This is a genomic window from Microbacterium sp. MYb54, assembly GCF_002979515.1.
Classification (GTDB): Bacteria; Actinomycetota; Actinomycetes; order Actinomycetales; family Microbacteriaceae; genus Microbacterium.
The window spans coordinates 64,601-85,500 of sequence record NZ_PCPA01000008.1 but is presented as its reverse complement, the minus strand read 5'-3'; the positions used below and the strand labels follow the sequence as shown (position 1 = coordinate 85,500).

Genomic DNA, 20,900 nt, shown 5'->3' with positions numbered 1-20,900 from the left:
CTCCGCTTGGTTAGTGGGTTACTTACTCGACTAAGTAACCATAGAACCCACGCTGGTGTCAACCCCTGTCGTGGGTGGCGATTCCGGAAGGCGGTGGGACGGATGTCGGGAGGGCGGGCCGATATCGGGTGAGAACGTGCCGAATAGCCCGACAGCCGTGCATTCTCCCGACGAATGAACCGGGGCGGGACGGATGAACCGAGGCGGGACGGATGAACCGGGGCCGGACGGAACTGCGGGGCGAGGCGGAGTCAGCTCGGGTCGGTCTCGCGATGGTGCTCGCGCCAGTCGTCGACGATCTGCAGCATGCGCACGGAGAGGAACCGGAAGAACTCGGCGAGCTCGACGGCCCGGTCGTGGGCGCCCTGGTCGTCGTCGTGCTCGGCGGCGATGTCGTCGATGTACTCCGAGAGGCGGGCGTAGACGGGCATGTTCCCGACGATCGAGCTGTAGAACGGGTCATGCACGAACTCGTAGCGGTCGCGCCGGTCGCCGGGACGCGAGCGGCGCTGGATGAAGTGCAGCTGCTGCAGGTAGCGCACCGCACCGGATACGGCGGCCGCCGAGACGCCCAGGCGATCTCCGAGCTGGGCCGCCGTGTATCCGCCCTCGGGAGCGGCGATCAGCGCCATCATCACGCGGGCGGGCATGCGTGGCATCCCTGCAGCGGTCATCATGGCCGCGGCCTGCTCGGCGGGTTCCATCCCGCGGTGGGGGTCGTCGTTCTGAATCGACGCCGCGTTCTGAATCGACGCCGCGGGCTGAATCGACGCCGCGGGGTCGAGGTTCTCGGTGCTGTCGTCGCGCATCCTGCCTCCTAGGCTCCGGGGGCGAGCTCGCGGCGTCGCATCAGGGTCAGGGCTCCGGCACCACCCGCGGCCAGGGCGAGCACGAGCCACCAGAGGCCGCGCACATCGACGCCGCTGCCGTCGACTGCGGGTGTCACCGCGAACGGTGAGAGGTTCGCGCTCCATTCGGGCAGTCCGAACAGCGGACCGAACATCCCGAGCAGGGCTGCGAGCAGCACGAGGCTCCACGCCACGGCGGTCGTCGCGCGCGGGACGAGCACGAACACCAGCGCGGTGAGTACGGCGAAGATCGAGGCCGCGACCGCCTGCCCGAGTCCTGCCACCGCGACGATGCGATAGAGCGAACCGTCGCCGCCGTTCGACCAGATGCCGACCCATCCGGCGAGTACGGCGGCGGCGACCACGATCACCACGCCGACCACGCCGACGATCACGTAGTCGGCAAGCCAGCGCACGCGCCCGACCGGGGTTGCGAGCACGGCCTCGGCGGTGCCGCGGGCCTCTTCCTGTCGTGCGCGCACGACGGTCTGCACGGCGCAGCACGCGGCGAGGATGCCGAGGAGCGTGAAGAACACCGTCACCACGACTTCGTCGAGTCCGCCGGTCGCCCCTCCGATCTTCTTCAGGATCTCGGTGACCGCCGGGTTCTCGCCCGCGATCTGATCGACCAGTCCGCTCAGAGTCGTGGCGAGGATGCCGGTGATCGCGCCGCCGACGGCCCAGCCGATGATCGAGCCGGAGGTGAGGCGCCACACGAGCGCGTGCGGCGAGGCGAGCGCGGGCCGTGCCGACACGCGTCCAGGGCGCTCCGCAACGAAACTGGCGTCGATGTCGCGCAGGGACTGCAGGGCGACGGATGCGACCGCGAGCACGAGTCCGAAGGCCAGTCCGAGCAGCATCGGCCAGACGAGGTCGGAGTCGTAGGGACGCGTCTGCTCGGCCCAGCCGAAGGGCGAGAGCCAGGCCGGCCACGCGCTCGTCATGCTGGTCAGGTCGTCGCTAGGGGTTCCTGCCGCGTTGCCGATGCCGCGGATCAGGAACGTCGCGACGAGCACCCAGACCGTCAGGGAGTTCGCTCCGCGCGAGGTGCGCATCAGCTGCGCGGCGAGCAGCCCGATGCCGAGGAACGCGATGCCGCAGGACGCGGCGGCAGCGCCCGCGAGGAGCGAGCCCGCTGCCGGAAGCCCGGTGGCGATCAGCGCCAGAGCGGTGAGTGCGGCCAGCACGACGTTCGCGAGGATGCCGTGCACAATGGTCGCGATGGTCGGCAGGCGGCGTCCGGCCGGGGTCGCCCAGACGAGTTCGGCACGCCCCGCCTCCTCATCGCCGCGGGTGTGCCGCACCGCGAGGAAGGTGCTCATGAGCGCGGCCAGCAGCGCCAACCACGGCAGCACCTCGAAGGCCAGGAAGGCCCCCTCGGACGTGCCCGATGGCAGGCCGCGGAACATCAGGATCACCGGGTTCGCGAGAGCGGCGGCGAGGATGTTCTGCCGGTCGGCGAGCGTCGCGTACGACTGGCTGACACCGGCGTAGCCCGCGAACGCCATGAGCGCCGTGCCCACGATCCACAGCGTCAGCTGCAGCCAGTCGCGTCGCAGTCGCTGCCGGAGCAGCACGCCGAAGGCGGTCATCACGCACGACCCTTCTGTGCGCGGCGCTCGCGGCGGCTGCCGGGCGCGGCATCGTCCGTCCCGCCGTCCTCCGCAGCTTCGAGCGTCGCGAGATCGTCGCCGTAATGGCGCAGGAAGAGCTCCTCGAGAGAGGGCGGTGCGACGCGCAGGTCGCTGATGCCGAGCGTGGCGAGAGCCGGCAGCACGGCGGCGGTGCGGTCGCTGTCGACGGCGAGACGGATGCGGTCGCCCTGCTGCACCGGGGCGTGCACATCGGGGATGCGCGCGACCTGATCGAGGGTCGCCCCGGAGGGAGTGAACGACACGTCGCTGCGAGTGAGGTGCCGCAGCTCCGTCAGCGTGCCGGTCTCGACCACGCGGCCGGCGCGGATGATCGACACCCGGTCGCACAGCTGCTCGACCTCGCTCATGATGTGGCTCGACAGCAGCACGGTCGCACCGTTCGCGTGGGCGCGGGCGACCTCGCGCTGGAAGATGACCGCCATCAGGGGATCGAGTCCGCTGGTGGGCTCGTCGAGGATGTAGAGGTCGGCCGGCACCGCGAACGCCGCGATCAGCGCGACCTTCTGCCGGTTGCCCTTCGAGTACGCGCGGCCCTTCTTGCGCGGATCGAACTGGAACGCATCCATCAACCGCTTCTTCTCGTGCTGATAGGCGGGATCCTTCGTCTGTGCGCCGCGCAGGCGGGCGAGCAGATCGACGGCCTCACCCCCCGAGAGGTTCGGCCAGACGCTGACGTCGCCCGGCACGTACGCGATGCGCCGGTGCAGGTCGACGGCTCGGTTCCAGGGGTCTTCACCGAACACGGTCGCCTCGCCCCCGGTTCGTCGCGCGAGGCCGAGGAGGATGCGGATCGTGGTCGACTTGCCCGCGCCGTTCGGCCCGAGGAAGCCGTGCACCTGCCCCTGCTCGACGGTCAGGTCGAGGCCGTCGAGCGCGTGCACGTGGCCGTACTGCTTGGTGAGGTTCTGGGTGGCGATGACGGTGGTCATGCGCGGGAGCGTACGCCCGATTCACAAAGTTGTGAATCGGGCGAAAACAACGCATGCGAAATCCTTACGGCCCCCGCGTACAGTGGGCTGGTGCCGGAGTTCCCCTACAGCCGCCTGCGCCGCTGGCCCGATGTCGAGGCAGAGAACCTCCAGGCCCATGACGCGACCGATCCGCTGCTCGTCGAACGGGCGCTCGCACTCGAGGTTCCCGGCGCCGAGACCGTCGTGATCGGCGACGAATACGGCGCGATCACCCTGCCTCTGGCGGATGCCGGGCTCCGCGGCATCCGTGTTCATCAGGACCTCGCGACCGGCCGCCGCGCCCTCCAGCGCAACGCCGAGGAGCTCGGACTCACGGGCTTCACCGCGCACGAGCTCGACGCCGCGTTGCTCACCGGTGCTCGGCTCGTGCTTCTGCAGCTGCCCAAGTCGCTCGCTGAGCTGGAAGAGATCGCGGATGCCGTCGCCAGATGGGCTGCCCCCGACGCGGTGCTCATCGCCGGAGGTCGTGTGAAGCACATGACCCTCACCCAGAACGAGGTGCTGGGGCGCAGCTTCGCGCACGTGCAAGCCCAGCGCGCCGAGCGGAAGTCGCGCCTGATCGTGGCCTCCGAGCCGCTCGCCGTGCCCGAGAATCCGCCGTTCCCCGTGACCGCGCAGCACGGCCGGCTGACTCTGGTCGCGCACGGCGGTGCCTTCGCGGGCGCCCGCCTCGACATCGGCACGCGGGCGCTGCTGGAGGTGCTCGACGCTCAGCCCACGGATTCGGCAGTCGAGGTGCTCGACCTCGGATGCGGCACCGGGGCGCTCGCCGTGTCGTTCGCGCTCGCCCACTCCGAGGCGCGGGTGACGGCGACCGATCGCTCGGCGGCAGCCGTGGCATCCGCACAGGCGACGGCCGCGGCGAACGGGGTCGCCGACCGTGTCACGGTCACGCATGACGACGCGGCCTCCGAGCTCCCGGACGCGTCGTTCGACGTGGTGCTGTTGAACCCGCCGTTCCACCTCGGCGCGAGCGTCCACACGGGCGCCGCGACCCGCCTGTTCGAGGCCGCCGCGCGCGTGCTCCGACCGGGGGGAGAGCTCTTCACGGTATACAACTCCTCGCTCGGATATCGTGCCGAACTGACACGTCTGATCGGTGCGACCGAACAGCTCCGGCGCACCCCGAAGTTCACCGTGACCCGCAGCGTTCGAGGCTCCTGACACGGCGTTCCTCGCCGTGGCGGTCGTCCGTTATGGGATTGTTGAATACCCGTGCAATCCCCCGGTCAGCCAACGAAACTCACGCCTCTCACGAACCCGGGATTTGCCCCTGATCGGCCATTTCGTTACGTTGGAACGTGGGCCTGACGGCCCGAAGACCAGTCCGCGACCACGTCCTTCTTTCGATGAGCTGTGCTGCGAAGAGGCGTGGACGTACGGTCGATACTCTCTGCGGTGGATCCGAAATCCACCGCCTGCGCCGCCACAGCAGTCATGTCGAACGGCCTCGTGAGGATCACCCGGGCGTAACCGAAGCAGGCTCAGCCACCCGAAGGCGAGCCGCGGGGGAAACGTGTCCGAAATCGCTCTCGAAGCGCGCAATCTGTACAAGGTTTTCGGTAAGAATCCGAACACCGCCGTCCGTCGATTGAAAGCCGGTGAGAGCCGCGCCGCCGTGACCGATGCCGGCACCGCAGCGGTCATCGACGCCAGCTTCACCGTCAACCGCGGTGAGATCTTCGTCATCATGGGGCTGTCCGGATCGGGCAAGTCCACCATCATCCGCATGCTCAACGGCCTGCATGACGTGACCGACGGCACCGTCACGGTGAACGGCGACCCGATCACCGGCATCCCGTCATCGAAGCTCCGCGAGATCCGTCGCGACCGCATCTCGATGGTCTTCCAGCACTTCGCCCTGCTGCCGCACCGCTCGGTCGCCGCGAACGTCGCCTACCCGCTCGAACTCAAGGGCATGCCCAAGGCCGAGCGCCTGGCCAAGGCCGAGGAGATCCTGTTGCTGGTCGGGCTCGAGGGTCAGGGCGAGAAGCTCCCCTCCGAACTCTCCGGCGGAATGCAGCAGCGCGTGGGCATCGCCCGTGCGCTCGCCGCCGACAGTGACATCCTGCTGATGGACGAGGCGTTCAGCGCGCTCGATCCCCTCATCCGCCGTGAGATGCAGGAGCAGCTGCTCGAACTGCAGCAGAAGCTCCAGAAGACGATCGTGTTCATCACGCACGACCTGAACGAGGCCATGTTCCTCGGCGACCGGATCGCCGTGATGCGCGACGGCCGCATCGTGCAGATCGGCACGCCGGAAGACATCCTGATGGACCCGGCGAACGACTACGTCGAGCAGTTCGTGCAGGACGTCGACCGCGCCCGCGTGCTCACCGCCGCGAACGTGATGGAGCGCCCGCGCCCCGTCGTGCCGCACACCGCCGGTCCCCGCACCGCGCTGCGTCAGATGCGCGACTCGTACATGTCGGCGACCTACGTCGTCGGACGTGACCGGCAGCTCATGGGCGTCGTGACCGACCGTGATGCGGTCAAGCTCGTGCGCAACGGCGCGACCACCCTCGACTCGATCATCAAGCCCGTGCTGCAGAGCGTGCATGAGGACGAGGTTCTGATGAACCTGTTCGTCCCGGCCGTCGAGTCGCCGGTGCCGCTGGCCGTGACGGATGCCGAAGGGCGCCTCGTCGGTGTGATCCCGCGTGTGACGCTGCTCGCCGCCCTCGGCCCCGGCCCCGGCGCGACGGAGGAGATCACCCTGCCGTTGATGCCGATGCCGCAAGCCGAGATCGACGCCGTGCTCGACGACGGGTGGACCGCCGACCCGGCCGATGCCCCGACCACCGAGGAGGTGCGCTGATGGACGGTTTCCGCATTCCCATCGGAACCTGGATCGAATCAGTCGTCGACTGGATCAAGGACAACCTCGACGGCCTGCTCGATGTGATCTCGTTCGTCATGAGCTTCCTCGTCGACGGGCTCACGAGCATCCTGCTCGCCCCGAGCTTCGTGGTCATCATCGTGATCGCCGCGCTCATCGCCTGGGTGGTGCGCTCGTGGCAGCTCGCGATCGGCACCATCGTGTCGTTCGGGCTGATCGTCGGGATGGGTCTCTGGGTTCCTGCGATGCAGACCCTCGCGCTCGTGCTCGTCGCTGCCATCATCGCGGTGCTGATCGCCGTGCCTCTGGGCATCTGGTCGGCACGGAACTCGACCGTGCGCGCGGTGCTCAAGCCCGTGCTCGACTTCATGCAGACCATGCCGGCGTTCGTCTACCTGATCCCGGCGATCGTGTTCTTCGGCATCGGCGTGGTGCCGGGCCTGGTCGCGACCGTGATCTTCGCGCTGCCTCCTGGTGTGCGACTGACCGAGCTCGGCATCCGTGGTGTCGATTCCGAGACCGTCGAGGCAGGACAGGCGTTCGGCGCCAAGCCCGGGCAGATCCTGCGAGGAATCCAGCTGCCGCTCGCGATGCCGACCATCATGGCCGGCGTCAACCAGGTCATCATGCTCGCCCTGTCGATGGCGGTCATCGCCGGAATGGCGGGCGCGGACGGCCTCGGGAAGATGGTCGTGGAGGCGATCTCGACGATCAACATCCCCAAGGGTGTCGAGGCCGGTCTCGGCGTCGTGCTGATCGCCGTCTTCCTCGACCGCGTCACGGCAGCTCTCGGCGCACCCGGCGAGAACCGCTCGTCGCTGCTCGGCATGATCGCGCGGCGCCGCAAACCGCACGCTGGTGGTGGCGGAGCAGCATCCGCCCCGGCCCCCGAGGTCATCGAGCAGCAGGATGCCGCGAACGAGGCAGAGCGCGTCAAGGCGTCGCCGCGTCGGGCACCCATCGGTGGCGGAGTGCACTGAACTTTCACCCCTACGGAACAACACGCATACGGAACTGAGAGAGAGAAATCACATGAAGAAGAAGATTCTTGCAATCACAGCAGTGGGCATCGCCGCCTCGCTCACCCTCGCGGGATGCAGCGGCGACGGTGCCGGCGGCACGGGCGGCGGCGACAGCAACGCCGACGACAAGGGCACGATCACCCTGGGCTTCCTGCCCTCGTGGACCGACGGCCTGAGCACCGCGTACCTGCTGCAGGACCAGCTCGAGAAGATCGGCTACACGGTCGAGATGAAGACGCTCACCGAGGCCGGTCCCCTCTACACCGGGCTCGCACAGGGCGATGTCGACATGTACCCGTCGGCCTGGCCCGAGCTCACCCACGCCGAGTACATGAAGAAGTACGGCGATGACATCGAGGACCTGGGCAAGTACTACGAGAACGCCAAGCTCACCCTCGCGGTGCCGGAGTACTCCGAGCTCAACTCGATCGAGGACCTCGTGGGCAAGGGTGCCGAGTTCGACGGCAAGATCTATGGCATCGAGCCGGGGGCAGGGCTCACCGCCCAGACCCAGAAGATGATGCCCGAGTACGGACTCGACAGCGAGTACGAGCTCGTCACCTCGTCGACCGCGGCCATGCTCACCGAGCTGAAGACCGCGACCGACAAGCAGGAGGACATCGTCGTCACGCTGTGGCGTCCGTTCTGGGCCAACGACGCCTTCCCCGTGAAGGACCTCGAAGACCCCAAGGGCGCGATGGGCGAGGCCGAGGGACTGCACTTCCTGGGGACCAAGGGCTTCGCCGAGGAGTTCCCCGAGGCCGCTGAGCTGATCGAGAAGATCAAGCTCGACGACGAGCAGTACGGCGCACTCGAAGACCTCGTGGTCAACGAGTACGGCGAGGGCAAGGAAGCAGAAGCCGTCGACGCATGGCTGAAGGAGTACGGCGACCAGTTCGACTGGACCGTCACCAGCTGACCCGACGCACCGCTAACACCTCTCAGAGGTTCGCTCCGGTCGCACTTGCTGCCGCTCCCCGGTCCGCCGGGGCGGCAGCAAGTGCGACCGGAGCTTCTGCGTTCGGGGCTGGAAGCGCCGCGGTCAGAGCGGCAGGACGATCGCGGCGATCAGGCCGCCACCCTTGCGGGCCCGCAGCCGCACCTCGCCGCCGTGGGTCTTCGCGATGCTCTGCACGATCGCGAGCCCGAGACCCGTGCCGTCAGGGCCGGTGGATGTGCGACTCGCGTCGCCGCGGTAGAACGGTTCGGTGAGCAGTTCCACGGTGGCCGGGGAGATCGTGGCGCCGGTGTTCTCGACCTCGATGATGGCGCGTCCGCGCTCACGTCGGCACCGCACCCAGAGCTCGCCGCCCGGCGCGTTGTGGCGGATGCCGTTCTCGAGCAGGTTGCGCACGGCCCTGGCCAGCAGCACCGTGTCGCCCTCGACCGTGAGCTCGCGGAGATTCGTGTGCACCGCGATCTCCTGGGCGTCGAGCTCTTCGACCTGATCCTCGATGAGCTCGCTGAGCTCGACCGGTTCGACCTCGTCCAGCCCGGTGCGCGCGCGGGCGAGGGCGAGCAGCGCCGTGATGAGCCGCTCGCTCTGTTCGGTGGCCCGCAGCGCGCGCTGCATGTTGGCCTGTAGATCCACGGGCACCGCACCCTGTTCGAGGGGGATCTCCAGGGCCGTGCGGGTGGTCGTCAGCGGGGTGCGCAGTTCGTGTGAGGCGTTAGCCACGAAGCGGTCCTGCGCGGTGAAAGCCGACTGCAGCCGGTCGAGCATCCCGTCGATCGTGTCGCCCAGCTCCTTGATCTCATCGTCGGGGCCGGGCAGGTCGAGACGGCGTCCGAGGTCGCGTTCCGAGATGTCGCGCGCCGCGGCCGTGACCTCTCCGATGCGGTCGAGGGATCGCCGGGCAAGCCAGAACGCGATCGCGGCGGCGACCCCCGTGAAGGCCACGAGCACCACGATCGACCACAGCAGCAGACCGCTGCCGACCTCGTCTGCGAGGAACGTCGACTGCTGCAGCACCGCTCCCTCGACGGCGTCGATCGCCACGGTCTGCATGGGCGTGGCCACCTGGAAGTCGGCCGCGTCGGCGGTCTCGGCGAAGTACGCGCAGCCGGTGCTGCTGGTCCCGTACAGCAGGCCGCTGCCGTCAGTGAGCGGTGCGACCCCGCTGATGTCGGTCCCGTCCGTTGCGGGCGTCCCCGGGGCGACCTGCGTCACCGACAGCGACGGCACGCAGGTCGCTGCGGTCGTGTTGATGGCCGAGGCGAACAGCGACTGCACCACCAGGTACTGCACCGTCAACAGTGCTGCACCCGCGGCGATGAACACTCCGGCGATGATGATCACCAGCCGGGTGCGAAAACTCATGCGTCTCATGGCGCCCCCACTCGATAGCCGTGTCCTGCCGCGGACTGGATGACCGTGGGTGCTCCGAGTTTGCGGCGCAGCGTGTGCACCACGATCTTGACCACGCCACGTGTGCGTTCGAGAGGCTCATCCCACACCTCGTCGAGCAGGTCGTCGGCGCTGACGTAGCCGCCCTCCGCGGCGAGCAGCGTCTCGAGCACCCCGAACTCCTTGAGCGTGAGCCGGATCGGCGTGCCGTCCCGTTCCACGATGCGCCGCACGATGTCGACACGCACACCCGCGTGTTCCAGGACCGCATTCGCCCGGGTGGACTGTCCGCGGCGGCCGAGGGCGCGCAGGCGCGCGAGCAGCTCGACGTAGGCGAACGGCTTGGCGAGATAGTCGTCGGCGCCGAGATCGAGGCCCTCGACGCGATCGTTGAGGGTGCCGGCCGCCGTGAGCATCAGGATGCGCGCCGGATACTCCTGCGCGATCAGGGTGCGGCACACGGCGTCGCCGCTCAGCACGGGCAGGTCGCGGTCGAGCACGATCACGTCGACATCGTTCGACGCGGCCGCGGTCAGAGCGCTCGCGCCGTCGCGGGCGACATCCACGAGGTAACCCTCGCGGCGCAGACCGTCGGCGAGCGTGTCGGCCAGGTCGGCCTCGTCTTCCACCAGCAGCAGTCGCATGGCACCTCCCGTCTCCGAGGGTGCGCGCTGCGCGGTTAGTTTCCGGTTAGGCGCCGTCATACCCACAGCAAACCACCGCATCCGTAGAACTGACTGCACGTCGTGGACGAGCTGCGACCGCGAGAAAGGGAAAGTCATGTTCGACTCGAAAGCACGCCGTTCACTGGTGGTGATGCCCGCTGTCTTCGCGCTCTTCGCGCTCTCCGCCTGCAGTGCACCCTCGGGCGACGACAAGGCCAAGGACGGCGCCAACGATGCGGCGGCCGCCCGGTTCGTGACCTGTCTGACCGGTGAGGGTCAGACGGCGAAGATCCTCGAAGGCGGCCAGGTCGGTCTGCTGATGCCCGATGTCGGGGGCGAAGGGGGCATGGGCACGCTCAGCGACAGCTCGGCCTCGCTCAGCGCCGGTGAAGGCGAGGAGATGCCGATGACGATGTTCCTCTCGGATGAGGACGGCTCGTGGCTCGCCTCGACCGCGGCATCCGGCTACCCGGAGGAAGGCGGCCAGCGCGCGGCCTGGGAGACGTGTGAGGAGAAGGTTCCCGAATTCACGCAGCCGGAGCCCGACATCTCGATGAAGGAGGGGGCGCAGACGCAGATGATCTCGCCCGAGGAGATCATCGAGGCGGGACTCGCGTTCGCCTCGTGCGCCAGGGACAACGGCTTCGCGGACTTCGCCGACCCCGACACTGACGGCATGCTCACACTGCCCAAGGGCATCACCGAAGACGAGGCCCGCACGCTGTTCGAGGCCTGTGCCGACACCGCGGGCGACATGCCTCCGATGTTCTCGCCGGAGAGTGTCGAATCCGTCGACTTCGACTTCTTCGCCCTGATCGGCGAGTTCTTCGAGGGTGGCTTCAGCGCGGCCACCGTGATGCCGTCCGGAGGCGACGAATGAGCCGCCGACTGACCAAGGTGCTGCTGCCGGTCGGGGTGCTGCTCATCGCCGCGGCGGTGGCGCTGGCGGTGCTGCAGCCGTGGAGCTCGGTCGCCGAGTCTCCCGACGACAGCAAGAAGCCGGTGACCGCCAAGGCCGAGCTCACCACCCTGACCTCCGACCTGCGCCTGAACGGCAATCTGAGCTACGGGGCATCCATCGCTCTGCCCGGGCGCGGGGGAACGATCACGCGCCTGCCGACCGCGGGCGATGTGATCGGCGTGGGGCAGGTGCTCTACGAGGTCGACGGGAAGCCGGTGATCGCCATGCGCGGTGATCGGCCGTTCTGGCGCGACCTCGGGCTCGGCGTCGAGAACGGCCCCGACGTCCGACAGCTGGAACAGGCGCTCGCCGACCTCGGCTTCGGCAAGAACATGACCGTGGACGACGAGTTCACCGCGGTCACCGAGGCCAACGTCAAGGCCTGGCAGAAGTCGCTCGGGGTGACGAAGGACGGCGTCGTGAAGCTGGGCGACGTCGTCGCGATCACCGCGGCGTCGGTGCGGGTCGAGTCGGTCAAGGCGCAACTGGGCGACCCGGCCGGCACGAGTCCGCTGACCTACACGAGCACCACCCTGCGGGTCGTCGCCAAGCTCACCGATGCGCAGGCGCGCGAGATCCTGCCCGCGACCCGGGTGACGGTGATCCTTCCCGACGGCACGGAGGTGCCGGCGACGGTGACCGCCGTCGACCCCGGCGGTCAGCCGACCGAGAAGGAGGGCGAGACCACTCCTGCGACCGCGAACGTCGAGTTCGACGATCCAGCTGTCGCCGAGGGCATCGGATTGCGTGCGGTCAAGGTCGTGTTCGCCACCTCGGAGGTGAAGGACGCGCTGGTCGTGCCGGTGACCGCCCTCGTGGCGACGACCGACGGCGGCTACGCGGTCGACGTGCTCCGCAAGGGCGGCAAGATCGAACGCGTGGCGGTGGAGGTCGGACTGATCGCCGACACCAAGGTGCAGGTCACGGGCGGCGACCTCGCTGCCGGCGATGCCGTGGTGGTGGCGCAATGACGCCGGACACTGTGGTCGAGCTCGTCGACGTCGTCAAAGAGTACCCGGGCAGCCCGCCGCTGCGAGTGCTGCACGGCATGAGCCTCGCGATCGAGAGCGGCGAATTGGTGGCCGTGGTCGGAGCATCCGGATCGGGCAAGAGCACGATGCTCTCGATCATGGGCACCCTCGACGACCCCACCAGCGGCACTGTGCTGATCGACGGGACGGATGCCGCAGCCCTCGCCGAACGCGAGCGGGCGGTTCTGCGCGCTCGCCGCATCGGGTTCGTGTTCCAGCAGTTCTTCCTGCTGCCGGCCCTCAGCGCGGTCGACAACGTCGCACTCGGGCTCCTCTATTCGGGGGTGTCGGCGGCGGAGCGCTCGGTGCGGGCGGCTGCGGCCCTGGAACGGGTCGGGCTCGGCGCCCGCATGAAGCACCGGCCCGGTCAGCTCTCCGGCGGCGAGCAGCAGCGGGTGGCGATCGCCCGCGCGATCGTCGGGAATCCGTCGGTGCTGTTCGCCGACGAGCCGACCGGGGCGCTCGACTCGACCACGGGCGAGCGCATCCTCGAACTGCTCACATCGATCGCCGACTCCGGCACCGCGGTCGTGATCATCACGCACGATCCGCACATCGCGGAGCGCACGCAGCGGCAGGTCAGCATCCACGACGGGCGCATCGTGAGTGACACGGGGTCGTTGGAGAAGGAAGAGGTCGCGGCATGAGGCGCAGAGGCGAGCGGATGCCGCGGCTCAGTGTCGCGGACAGCATCCGCACGGCACTCATCGGCCCGCGCAGCCGCAAGATGCGCACGGCCCTGTCGGCGCTCGGCGTCGCGGTCGGCATCGCAGCGCTCACCGCGATCACCGGCATCGCCGCCTCGAACCAGGCGGAGCTGTTGGCCAAGCTCGACGCGCTCGGGGCGAACATGATCGTCGTAGAGCCGGGTTACGGGCCTGACAACAAGCCGGTCGCGCTGCCCGAGACGGCCGCGGGCATGATCGAGCGGGTGAAGGGGGTCGAGCAGGTCGGGGTGCTGGAGAAGGTGCCGGACGAGACCGGGGTGTACCGCAACGACCTGATGCCGAAGAGTCAGGGCAACGGATTGACCGCCTACGCGGCGAGCCCCGACTTCCTGGCTTCGGTCGAGGGGTCGGTCGCGAAGGGGTCATGGTTCGACGAGACCGACCGCTCGCTGCCGGTGACCGTGCTCGGGTCGGCGGCGGCCGCGCGGATGGGCATCACGGAACCGGGGGTGCGCGTCTGGATCGGCGAGCAGTGGTACACCGTGATCGGCATCCTCGATTCGGCGGGACTCGCCGAGTCCATCGACGCGAGTGCGTTCCTCGGCGACCACTGGGCGGCCGAGCACGTGTCGGCGAAGGGCGATGACACGATCGCCTCGATCTACGTGCGCATGACCGACGGGGGCACGGGCGAGAAGGTCCGTGATGCGATCGCCCGTGCGGCGAATCCGTCGTCCCCGTATGTGCAGGTGACCGGACTCGGCGACCTCGCCGGGGCGCGGGACACTGCGGATGACTCGCTGTCCGGCCTCGCGGTCGGACTCGCGGCGATCGCTCTGCTGGTCGGAGGGATCGGCATCGCGAACACCATGGTGGTGGCGGTGCTGGAGCGGCGCGGCGAGATCGGACTCCGAAGAGCGCTCGGTGCGCGTTCGGGGCAGATCGCGGGTCAGTTCGTGGCGGAGGCGATCGTGCTCGGCGGCCTGGGGGGCCTGGCCGGGCTGCTGCTCGGTGCGGCGGGGGTGTACGTCTACGCCGGCATCCAGGATCAGGCGGCGACGATACCCCTCGTGGTGCTCGTCGGGGGCCCGGTCGTGGCGCTCGTGGTCGGCGTGATCGCGGGGCTGTATCCGGCGATCAGCGCCGCGCGGCTGTCGCCCACGGCGGCGTTGCGCACGGTCTGAGCGCGCGGCGGGAGGAGATCTCGCGTCGGGAGGAGATCTCGAGCTCGAGGCTCCTCCCGACGCGGAGAACTCCGCCCCACGCCTGGCCACCCGCGCGGCAGTCTCAGGTCTCGGCGGTCACCAGAGGGTCGGGCTGCTGGCGGGACACGACTCCGGCCGACTCGACCTCGAACCCGTTGCGGACCCAGTATTCGTACCCGCCGAGCAGCTCGCGCACATCGAGGCCGGCGGCGAGCAGCACGCGCGCGGTCGACGTCGCGCCGTTGCACCCCGGACCCCAGCCGTAGACGATGAGCGTGCGGTCGCGGGGGAGCGTCTCGAGTCCGGATGCGACCTCGGTCTTGGGTAGATGCCGTGCACCGGCGATGTGGCCGCGCTGCCAGGACTCCAGGCGCCGCGTGTCGACCAGCACCGCCTCGCTCGCTGCCACGGCCTCGTGCGCGGCGACCGCGTCGATCTCGTAGTCCAGGCGCGCGTCGACGTACGCGAGCCGCGCACCGAGACGGTTCATGGCCGAGGTGCGCCGAGAATCGCGGCGAGCTGCGGCAACTGAGCGGGGTCCTCGAGTGCCGAGCCGACGGCGACCACGTGGGCGCCGGCGTCGAGGTATTCGCCCGCATTGGCCGCGTTCATGCCGCCCGTCGTCACGAATCGTGCCTGAGGGAAGGGACCGTTCATCGCCGTGAGCCACTGCGGACCGAGCACCGAGGCGGGGAAGGCCTTGAGCCAGGTGAGTCCTGCCGTCAGGGCGGACTGCACCTCGCTCGCCGTGGCGACGCCGGGGAGGCTGAGCAGCCCGGCCTCGTGCGAGGCACGCACGACGTCGAGGTCGAGACCGGGGCTGACCGTGAACGAGGCGCCGGCGGAGACCGCCTGCGCGACATGCTCGACCGACACGACGGTGCCGGCGCCGACGACCTTGCCGCGCTCGCGTCCGGCGGCGGCGACCACGCGCAGCGCCTCGACGTCGGCCGCGGTCTGGATGGGGAGTTCGACGACGTCGATCCCGAGGTCCCACGCGGTGGTCGACACCGCGAGACTCCGCTCCGCCCCCATGCCGCGCAGGATCGCCATCAAGCGTGTGCCGCCGAAGAGCTCTTCGAAGCCGGAGTTGTCCATCGTGATCCCTGTTCCCGTCATCGTGTTCCCGTCATCGTGTTCTGGCCTCGTCGAGGTACGAATAGGCGGTCACCCGTGAGATGCCGAGCCGCTTCGCGATGGCCTCCACGGACTTGCGCATCTGCGTGGCGCCGCGCTGATCCAGCCGCTCCAGCACCGTGATCTTGTCGTCGCGCGACATGCTCGCGAGCGGCCGCCCGATCTCGCGGATGGCCTCGGTGATCATGGAATCCATCACCGACACGAGGTCTGCTCCGAAGTGCTCTTTCGGAGCATCCGCGGGCACGGGCGAGGGCAGGAGCGCGTCGAGTGTCTTGCGGGCGAGCAGCAGGGGGCTGAGGTCGACGTTCACGCACAGCGACGCGATGATGTCGCCCGCGCCATTGTGGAAGTAGACCGAGGAGCAGCGGAGTTCCCGCCCGTCGCTGGTGTACCCGGTGTATCCGAAGGCGTCGTGGTTCCCCCGCCGGTCCTTCAGCACGTCCAGGCCGAGCGAGGTCGACGGTCCGCCGACGGCTCGCCCTGTGACGTGCCCGTTCTCGATGGCCATGATCGTGTGACCGAGGTCGACGTCGGTGCCGTCGAGGTTGTGGAGCACGACCTCGACGGTGGGCCCCGCTGCCGTGGCGAGGGCGCGCAGCACCGGTCGATAGAGGCGGAGGACCTCTTCGGCACTCTCGTACGTCTCCCGCGCGAGGTCGTCGGCCAGGGCTGCGACCGCGTTCTCTGCTGTCGTCGATGTCGGCATTCTGTGACTCCAATCCGGAGCAACGATACAGGCGTACAAAAAATACGGGGGATAGACAGATTGTCTATTTCGCTGTTAGTTTATCCACGCCCAGACGATCCGTCGAGGCCGACCGCAACGGATGCGGGCGCGCATCAACCGAGCAAGGAGCCCCGGATGGCCACTGTCGCCTCATCTGGTCTGACCCCGAAGCAGCGCAAGACGATCGCCGGTGGTGCGATCGGAACGCTCATCGAGTACTACGACTACTACCTGTACGGTCTCGCCGCAGCTGTCGTCTTCCCGGCGGTGTTCTTCTCCTCGAACGACCCGCTGATCGCCGAGCTCAACTCGTTCGCCACCTTCGCCGTCGGGTTCTTCCTCCGCCCCGTCGGCGGGATCATCTGGGGCATCGTCGGTGACCGCAAGGGCCGCAAGGTCGTGCTGATGAGCACGGTCATCGGCATGGGACTCGCGACGACGGGCATCGGGCTCATCCCCTCCGACCAGGTGATCGGGATCGCCGCACCGCTGCTGCTCGTGCTGTGCCGGCTCTTCCAGGGCTTCTTCGTCGGCGGTGAGATGGGCGGCGCGGCCACGATGGTCGTCGAAGCAGCGCCGACCGGCAAGCGGGGACTCTACGGTGCCTTCCTCATCAGCGGTGCGGGCATCGCCAACGTGGTGTCGGGCGGTCTGATGGCAGGTCTCGGCCTCGCCCCCGAATCGTGGTTCCTGCAGTGGGGCTGGCGCATCCCGTTCGTCTTCTCGATCGTGCTCGCGATCGCCGCGGTGCTGCTGCGTCGCCAGCTCGAGGAGTCCGACGCCTTCACCGAGACCCAGACGCTGCTCCTGGCCACCACGGGCAAGAAGCCCAACCCGCTCGTCGAGGCGTTCCGGCACCCGAAGAACGCGATCATGGGCATCCTGATCGGCCTGCCGCAGTCGATCGCCGGCTATGTGGTGCTCACCTACGGTCTCGCCTACATGCTGGCCGACAAGGACATCCCGGTGTGGTTCGGTTTCGCCGGCACCATGCTCGTGGGGCTGCTGCAGATCGTCGTGGCCCCGTTGTGGGGAGCGATCTCCGACCGCATCGGCCGCCGCACCGTCTACATCATCGGCTGCCTCGGCTTCGCGGCCATGGTCTACCCGGCGTTCATGCTGTTCGACACCGGCAACATGTGGCTGATCTGGCTCGGGCAGATCCTCGGCTTCGTCGTCTTCGGTGTGGCGATGCAGGCGACGCTCTCGACGATGCTGGTCGAGATGTTCGACCCGGAGGCGCGCACGACCGGTGTCAACATCGGGTACCAGTTCTCCAACACCTTCGGCGGCGGCCTCGCTCCGCTCATCTGCACCGCGTTGGTCGCAGCCGCAGGAGGCGCGTTCTGGCCGGTGGTCATCTACGCTGCTGTGATCTCCGTGATCGGCGTGATCGCCACGCTGGTGGCGTCGATCCAACCCGATGTCGAAGGCGCCGGGCGTCTGCATGAACTGCGCACGAATGCTCCGGTCGAGACGGGTGCCTCACGATGACGCAGATGGATGCCGAACTCCTCACCGCGCGCGACAAGGGCCTGCCCATGCGCGCGGTGGGCCTGACCGCCGCGCAGTTCCTCGCCACGGAACCACGGCTCGACGAGTTCTGGACTCCGCTGATCGTCCTCGATGACGCGGCGATGACGGCGAACGTCGCCACGATGGCGCAGTGGTGCGCCGAGCGCGGTCTCGACCTCATGCCCCACGGCAAGACCACCATGGCGCCCGCGCTGTGGAAGCGGCAGACGGAGGCCGGAGCGCTCGGGATCACGTTCGCGACCATGGGGCAGGTCCGCACGGCCCGTGACCTGGGCGTCGACTCGGTGATGCTCGCGAACGCCGCCGTCGATCGGCCCGCGCTGGCGTGGCTGGCGCAGGAACTGGCGGATCCGGAGTTCCGGTTCGTGTGCTGGGCCGACTCGATCGCGACGGTCGAGGCGATGGAGGAGGCTCTGCTCTCCACCGGGACTCCGCGTCCGGTCGATGTCTGCGTCGAGCTCGGCGGCGCGGGCGGTCGCACCGGCGCGCGGTCGATCGAGGAGGCGGTGCGCGTGGCTGAGCGCATCGCCGCATCGTCGGTGCTGCGCCTCGCCGGGGTGGCCGGATACGAAGGAAGCCTCGCGCATGATCGCTCCGCCGCGGCTCTCGTGGCCGTCCGCGCGTACCTGGAGTCGCAGCTCGAACTGCACACCGCGATCGCACCGCTCTACGACGGGGGCGAACTCTTCGTGACCGCCGGGGGCAGCGCGTACTTCGACGTCGTCGCCGATGTCTGGGGAACGGCCGTGCGGGATGGCCGCACGCGTTTCGTCCTCCGCTCCGGCGCCTACATCGTGCACGACGACGGGTTCTACCGCGGCATCTCGCCTTTCGACGAGGGGGCCACACAGCCGGAGGCCTCCCCGCGCTTCGTGAACGCGATGCACGGGCTCGCTCGGGTCGTGTCGGCTCCGGAGCCCGGACTGGCGCTCGTCGATGCCGGGAAGAGGGATCTGCCCTACGACGAAGGCCTCCCGATCCCGCGCTCCTGGTCCACCGGAGTCGCCGGCCCCTGGCAGTCGCTGTACGGCGAGGTTTCGGCGATGAACGATCAGCACTCGTACGTGCGCTCGGAGCAGCCTCTCGCGATCGGCACGGTGGTGCGTCTCGGACTGTCGCATCCGTGCACCGCCTTCGACAAGTGGCGCGTGCTGCCGGTCGTCGAATCCGCTGACTCCGACGTGGTAACCGCCCTCGTCCGCACCTACTTCTGAGGAGTGCCGTGAAGAATCGGGTGGTCCTGCGCGGCGGCTCCGTCGTCGATGCGTCGGGGCTCGTGCGCGCCGACGTCGCGATCGAGAACGGGCTCGTCACGGAGGTCGGCCATGTCGACGCCCGTCCCGGTGATGACGTGCTCGACGCCTCCGACCGCCTGGTGCTTCCCGGCTTCATCGACGCGCACTCCCACACCGACGGCCTGCTGGGCGACCCTGATGTCGCGCTGACACTGCTGCGGCAGGGCGTCACCACCGTCATCGCCGGCCAGGACGGTGTGTCGTACGCGCCGGGCAACGGCGAGTACGCCTCCGAGTACTTCGCCGCCATCAACGGGACCCACCCCACCTATCGGGGCGGAGGCGTGGACGCGTATCTGGCATCCGTCGACGGAACCTCAGCGGTGAACGCGGGCTATCTCGTGCCGGCGGGCACCGTGCGCTTCGAGGTGTGCGGCCGGAAGGGCGGCCCGGCATCCGACGAGGAGCGCCGGCGCATGCAGGAGCTCGTCGCGCAGGGGATGACCGACGGCGCCCTCGGCCTCTCGACCGGCCTGGACTACACGCCCGGCATCTTCCAGGACGCCGCCGAGATCGCCGCCCTCTGCGAGCCGGTCGCTCGGGCCGGCGGCGTGTACGTCACGCACATGCGCGGAGGCTACGAGGCGAACACCGCTGCCGGTATGGCGGAGATCGCCGAGATCTCCCGCCTGGCCGCCGAGCACGCGGGGTCGAGTCTGCCCGTGCACGTCTCGCACTTCCATGCCGACGCCGACATCGTGCTGGATGCGCTCGATGCGCTCGATGCTGCAGGCGTGGATGCGACCTTCGACGCCTACCCCTACACCCGCGGCTGCACGCTGCTGGGGATGCCGCTGCTCCCACCCGAGGTTTCGGCGCTGCCCGTGGCGGAGGCGGTCGCGGTGATCGCGGACCCGTCTCGCCGTGCCGAGCTGCGGGAGCTCTGCACCCTGCGGGCGGAGCGCAGCGCCAGCCTCGGACCGGAGTGGGCGGACATGATCACGCTCGCTCACCTCGCCGCGCCCGAGTCGGCCTGGGCGCACGGGCTCACGCTGCGCGAGGCGGCGGCCCGCGCCGGCGTCGCCCCGGTCGACTTCGCACTCGATGTGCTCGCCGCCTCCCGTCTGGAGTGCAGCGCGGTGATGGCTGTGCGCAGCCCTCGCTCGGGCGCGGAGCTCGCCCGAATCTTCCGTCACCCCGGGCACATGGGCGGCTCCGACGGCATCTTCATCGGCGCCCATCCGCATCCGCGTGCCGCCGGCTCGTTCTCGCTGTTCCTCCGCGAATACGTGCGCGAGCGGGCGAGCTGGACGTGGTCGGATGCGGTGCACCACCTGTCGACGCTGCCTGCGCGACGCTTCGGCCTCGGGCGCCGGGGCGCCGTCATGGCCGGGGCGGTCGCCGACCTCGTGATCGTCGACCCGGCGACGGTCGCCGATACCGCCACCTACGAGAACCCGCGCGGCCGCGGTGTGGGCATCGACGACGTGTTCGTCGGCGGCATCCGCGTTCTCGCCGACGGCCGCCTGACCGGTGCCCTGCCGGGCCGCGGGCTCCGCCGCTCACCCCAGACCTGAATCGTCAACGAAAGGAAAGAAAGATGCCGAAGACCGGATTCTACGCAGACGGGGCGCCAACGCCCGCCGGCCCCTACAGCCACGGCGTGGTCGCGAACGGATTCCTGTACACGGCGGGTTTCGGCCCGCAGGACGCGGCGAACGACCATGCCGTTCCCGAGAGCGTCGGCGATCAGACCCGGCAGGTGCTCCGGAACATCCAGAAGGTGCTCGCCGTGCACGGGCTGACCACCGACGACGTCGTGAAGTCGACCGTGCACCTGCAGGACCTCGCCGACTTCGCCGAGTTCAACGAGGCCTATGAGGAGTTCTTCACCGCGCCGTACCCCGTGCGCACGACCGTGGGCTCTCAGCTGGCGAACATCCTGGTCGAGATCGACGTCGTCGCAGCTCTGCCCCAGGCCTGACGCCGCGCCTTCAGGCGGTCGGTCGGGCGGACTTCTCCGTGTCGGGAGGAGCATCCGCGCGAGAGC

The 20,900-nt window shown here is 69.1% G+C and carries 20 protein-coding genes; 12 read left to right on the top strand and 8 right to left on the bottom strand.

Going from position 1 to position 20,900, the window contains the following annotated elements; all coding sequences use genetic code 11:
* Positions 1 to 251: 251 nt before the first annotated feature.
* The 3 genes from CQ040_RS10720 to CQ040_RS10710 are packed head-to-tail and all read right to left on the bottom strand — an operon-like array spanning position 252 to position 3,432.
* Positions 252 to 809 carry a GbsR/MarR family transcriptional regulator gene (locus tag CQ040_RS10720; protein ID WP_105527082.1) on the bottom strand — a complete coding sequence of 186 codons (558 nt, stop codon included), beginning with the start codon at positions 807 to 809 and terminating at the stop codon, positions 252 to 254.
* Between the two features lie 8 nt (positions 810 to 817).
* A complete protein-coding gene (locus CQ040_RS10715; RefSeq protein WP_105527081.1) occupies positions 818 to 2,440 on the bottom strand; it encodes an ABC transporter permease in 1,623 nt (540 codons plus the stop codon).
* Positions 2,440 to 3,432 (bottom strand): ABC transporter ATP-binding protein, encoded by a 993-nt coding sequence (locus tag CQ040_RS10710; protein WP_105527080.1) that lies wholly within the window; start codon positions 3,430 to 3,432, stop codon positions 2,440 to 2,442. Before CQ040_RS10710 ends, CQ040_RS10715 begins: the two co-directional genes overlap by 1 nt.
* A gap of 90 nt (positions 3,433 to 3,522) precedes the next feature.
* Between CQ040_RS10710 and CQ040_RS10705 the strand changes: the two genes are divergently transcribed.
* The 4 genes from CQ040_RS10705 to CQ040_RS10690 all read left to right on the top strand — a co-directional run bounded on the left by CQ040_RS10705 (position 3,523) and on the right by CQ040_RS10690 (position 8,254).
* Positions 3,523 to 4,638, top strand: coding sequence for a class I SAM-dependent methyltransferase (locus tag CQ040_RS10705; RefSeq protein WP_105527079.1), 1,116 nt, complete (start codon positions 3,523 to 3,525; stop codon positions 4,636 to 4,638).
* Positions 4,639 to 4,990: 352 nt separating this feature from the next.
* Positions 4,991 to 6,292, top strand: a complete 1,302-nt coding sequence (locus CQ040_RS10700) for a glycine betaine/L-proline ABC transporter ATP-binding protein (RefSeq protein WP_036273588.1) — start codon at positions 4,991 to 4,993, stop codon at positions 6,290 to 6,292.
* Entirely contained in the window at positions 6,292 to 7,293 is a 1,002-nt protein-coding gene (locus CQ040_RS10695) for a proline/glycine betaine ABC transporter permease (RefSeq protein ID WP_105527078.1), read from the top strand. Before CQ040_RS10700 ends, CQ040_RS10695 begins: the two co-directional genes overlap by 1 nt.
* 52 nt (positions 7,294 to 7,345) lie before the next feature.
* Positions 7,346 to 8,254 carry a glycine betaine ABC transporter substrate-binding protein gene (locus tag CQ040_RS10690; RefSeq protein WP_105527077.1) on the top strand — a complete coding sequence of 303 codons (909 nt, stop codon included), beginning with the start codon at positions 7,346 to 7,348 and terminating at the stop codon, positions 8,252 to 8,254.
* Positions 8,255 to 8,377: 123 nt separating this feature from the next.
* On the opposite strand, the gene CQ040_RS10685 is transcribed toward CQ040_RS10690, so the two are convergent.
* Both CQ040_RS10685 and CQ040_RS10680 read right to left on the bottom strand, forming a co-directional pair.
* Positions 8,378 to 9,655 (bottom strand): cell wall metabolism sensor histidine kinase WalK, encoded by a 1,278-nt coding sequence (locus CQ040_RS10685; RefSeq protein WP_181156725.1) that lies wholly within the window; start codon positions 9,653 to 9,655, stop codon positions 8,378 to 8,380.
* A 5-nt stretch (positions 9,656 to 9,660) separates the two neighbouring features.
* A complete protein-coding gene (locus CQ040_RS10680) occupies positions 9,661 to 10,326 on the bottom strand; it encodes a response regulator transcription factor (protein ID WP_105527075.1) in 666 nt (221 codons plus the stop codon).
* Positions 10,327 to 10,462: 136 nt separating this feature from the next.
* Here CQ040_RS10680 and CQ040_RS10675 point away from each other — a divergent pair, with 136 nt between their 5' ends.
* From CQ040_RS10675 to CQ040_RS10660, 4 genes are read left to right on the top strand one after another with little or no spacing between them, the layout of a single operon-like run.
* Positions 10,463 to 11,227 (top strand): hypothetical protein, encoded by a 765-nt coding sequence (locus tag CQ040_RS10675; RefSeq protein ID WP_105527074.1) that lies wholly within the window; start codon positions 10,463 to 10,465, stop codon positions 11,225 to 11,227.
* Positions 11,224 to 12,279, top strand: coding sequence for an efflux RND transporter periplasmic adaptor subunit (locus CQ040_RS10670; protein ID WP_105527073.1), 1,056 nt, complete (start codon positions 11,224 to 11,226; stop codon positions 12,277 to 12,279). Before CQ040_RS10675 ends, CQ040_RS10670 begins: the two co-directional genes overlap by 4 nt.
* On the top strand, positions 12,276 to 12,986 hold the full coding sequence (locus tag CQ040_RS10665) for an ABC transporter ATP-binding protein (RefSeq protein WP_105527072.1): 711 nt from the start codon (positions 12,276 to 12,278) through the stop codon (positions 12,984 to 12,986). Before CQ040_RS10670 ends, CQ040_RS10665 begins: the two co-directional genes overlap by 4 nt.
* 17 nt (positions 12,987 to 13,003) lie before the next feature.
* The gene (locus CQ040_RS10660; RefSeq protein WP_181158014.1) at positions 13,004 to 14,191 is read left to right on the top strand and encodes an ABC transporter permease; all 1,188 of its coding nucleotides are present in this window, start codon (positions 13,004 to 13,006) and stop codon (positions 14,189 to 14,191) included.
* Positions 14,192 to 14,294: 103 nt separating this feature from the next.
* On the opposite strand, the gene CQ040_RS10655 is transcribed toward CQ040_RS10660, so the two are convergent.
* Genes CQ040_RS10655 through CQ040_RS10645 form a run of 3 tightly spaced genes read right to left on the bottom strand, consistent with a single transcriptional unit; the run spans position 14,295 to position 16,058 of the window.
* Positions 14,295 to 14,702 (bottom strand): rhodanese-like domain-containing protein, encoded by a 408-nt coding sequence (locus CQ040_RS10655; protein ID WP_105527070.1) that lies wholly within the window; start codon positions 14,700 to 14,702, stop codon positions 14,295 to 14,297.
* Positions 14,699 to 15,331 carry a bifunctional 4-hydroxy-2-oxoglutarate aldolase/2-dehydro-3-deoxy-phosphogluconate aldolase gene (locus tag CQ040_RS10650; protein ID WP_258131257.1) on the bottom strand — a complete coding sequence of 211 codons (633 nt, stop codon included), beginning with the start codon at positions 15,329 to 15,331 and terminating at the stop codon, positions 14,699 to 14,701. The genes CQ040_RS10655 and CQ040_RS10650 overlap by 4 nt, the downstream gene beginning before the upstream one ends.
* A 10-nt stretch (positions 15,332 to 15,341) precedes the next feature.
* Complete coding sequence (locus tag CQ040_RS10645) at positions 15,342 to 16,058, bottom strand: transcriptional regulator (RefSeq protein WP_105527069.1); 717 nt, start codon at positions 16,056 to 16,058, stop codon at positions 15,342 to 15,344.
* A gap of 156 nt (positions 16,059 to 16,214) precedes the next feature.
* On the opposite strand from CQ040_RS10645, the gene CQ040_RS10640 reads away from it, so the two are divergent.
* Genes CQ040_RS10640 through CQ040_RS10625 form a run of 4 tightly spaced genes read left to right on the top strand, consistent with a single transcriptional unit; the run spans position 16,215 to position 20,834 of the window.
* Positions 16,215 to 17,573, top strand: a complete 1,359-nt coding sequence (locus CQ040_RS10640) for an MFS transporter (protein WP_105527068.1) — start codon at positions 16,215 to 16,217, stop codon at positions 17,571 to 17,573.
* 5 nt (positions 17,574 to 17,578) lie between these two features.
* Positions 17,579 to 18,829: an alanine racemase gene (locus CQ040_RS10635; RefSeq protein WP_105527157.1), complete on the top strand. Its 1,251-nt coding sequence runs from the start codon at positions 17,579 to 17,581 to the stop codon at positions 18,827 to 18,829.
* 8 nt (positions 18,830 to 18,837) lie between these two features.
* On the top strand, positions 18,838 to 20,427 hold the full coding sequence (locus tag CQ040_RS10630) for an amidohydrolase family protein (protein WP_105527067.1): 1,590 nt from the start codon (positions 18,838 to 18,840) through the stop codon (positions 20,425 to 20,427).
* Positions 20,428 to 20,450: 23 nt separating this feature from the next.
* Entirely contained in the window at positions 20,451 to 20,834 is a 384-nt protein-coding gene (locus tag CQ040_RS10625; protein ID WP_105527066.1) for a RidA family protein, read from the top strand.
* The last annotated feature ends 66 nt before the right edge of the window (positions 20,835 to 20,900 follow it).

What these genes read in the sequence shown, in the direction of transcription:
- CQ040_RS10645 (WP_105527069.1), bottom strand. Translation starts at nt 16,058, where the DNA reads ATGCCGACATCGACGACAGCAGAGAACGCGGTCGCAGCCCTGGCCGAC.
- CQ040_RS10665 (WP_105527072.1), top strand. Translation starts at nt 12,276, where the DNA reads ATGACGCCGGACACTGTGGTCGAGCTCGTCGACGTCGTCAAAGAGTAC.
- CQ040_RS10670 (WP_105527073.1), top strand. Translation starts at nt 11,224, where the DNA reads ATGAGCCGCCGACTGACCAAGGTGCTGCTGCCGGTCGGGGTGCTGCTC.
- CQ040_RS10635 (WP_105527157.1), top strand. Translation starts at nt 17,579, where the DNA reads ATGGATGCCGAACTCCTCACCGCGCGCGACAAGGGCCTGCCCATGCGC.
- CQ040_RS10675 (WP_105527074.1), top strand. Translation starts at nt 10,463, where the DNA reads ATGTTCGACTCGAAAGCACGCCGTTCACTGGTGGTGATGCCCGCTGTC.
- CQ040_RS10695 (WP_105527078.1), top strand. Translation starts at nt 6,292, where the DNA reads ATGGACGGTTTCCGCATTCCCATCGGAACCTGGATCGAATCAGTCGTC.
- CQ040_RS10640 (WP_105527068.1), top strand. Translation starts at nt 16,215, where the DNA reads ATGGCCACTGTCGCCTCATCTGGTCTGACCCCGAAGCAGCGCAAGACG.
- CQ040_RS10685 (WP_181156725.1), bottom strand. Translation starts at nt 9,655, where the DNA reads ATGAGTTTTCGCACCCGGCTGGTGATCATCATCGCCGGAGTGTTCATC.
- CQ040_RS10720 (WP_105527082.1), bottom strand. Translation starts at nt 809, where the DNA reads ATGCGCGACGACAGCACCGAGAACCTCGACCCCGCGGCGTCGATTCAG.
- CQ040_RS10690 (WP_105527077.1), top strand. Translation starts at nt 7,346, where the DNA reads ATGAAGAAGAAGATTCTTGCAATCACAGCAGTGGGCATCGCCGCCTCG.
- CQ040_RS10625 (WP_105527066.1), top strand. Translation starts at nt 20,451, where the DNA reads ATGCCGAAGACCGGATTCTACGCAGACGGGGCGCCAACGCCCGCCGGC.
- CQ040_RS10655 (WP_105527070.1), bottom strand. Translation starts at nt 14,702, where the DNA reads ATGAACCGTCTCGGTGCGCGGCTCGCGTACGTCGACGCGCGCCTGGAC.
- CQ040_RS10660 (WP_181158014.1), top strand. Translation starts at nt 13,004, where the DNA reads ATGCCGCGGCTCAGTGTCGCGGACAGCATCCGCACGGCACTCATCGGC.
- CQ040_RS10650 (WP_258131257.1), bottom strand. Translation starts at nt 15,331, where the DNA reads ATGACGGGAACAGGGATCACGATGGACAACTCCGGCTTCGAAGAGCTC.
- CQ040_RS10710 (WP_105527080.1), bottom strand. Translation starts at nt 3,432, where the DNA reads ATGACCACCGTCATCGCCACCCAGAACCTCACCAAGCAGTACGGCCAC.
- CQ040_RS10680 (WP_105527075.1), bottom strand. Translation starts at nt 10,326, where the DNA reads ATGCGACTGCTGCTGGTGGAAGACGAGGCCGACCTGGCCGACACGCTC.
- CQ040_RS10715 (WP_105527081.1), bottom strand. Translation starts at nt 2,440, where the DNA reads ATGACCGCCTTCGGCGTGCTGCTCCGGCAGCGACTGCGACGCGACTGG.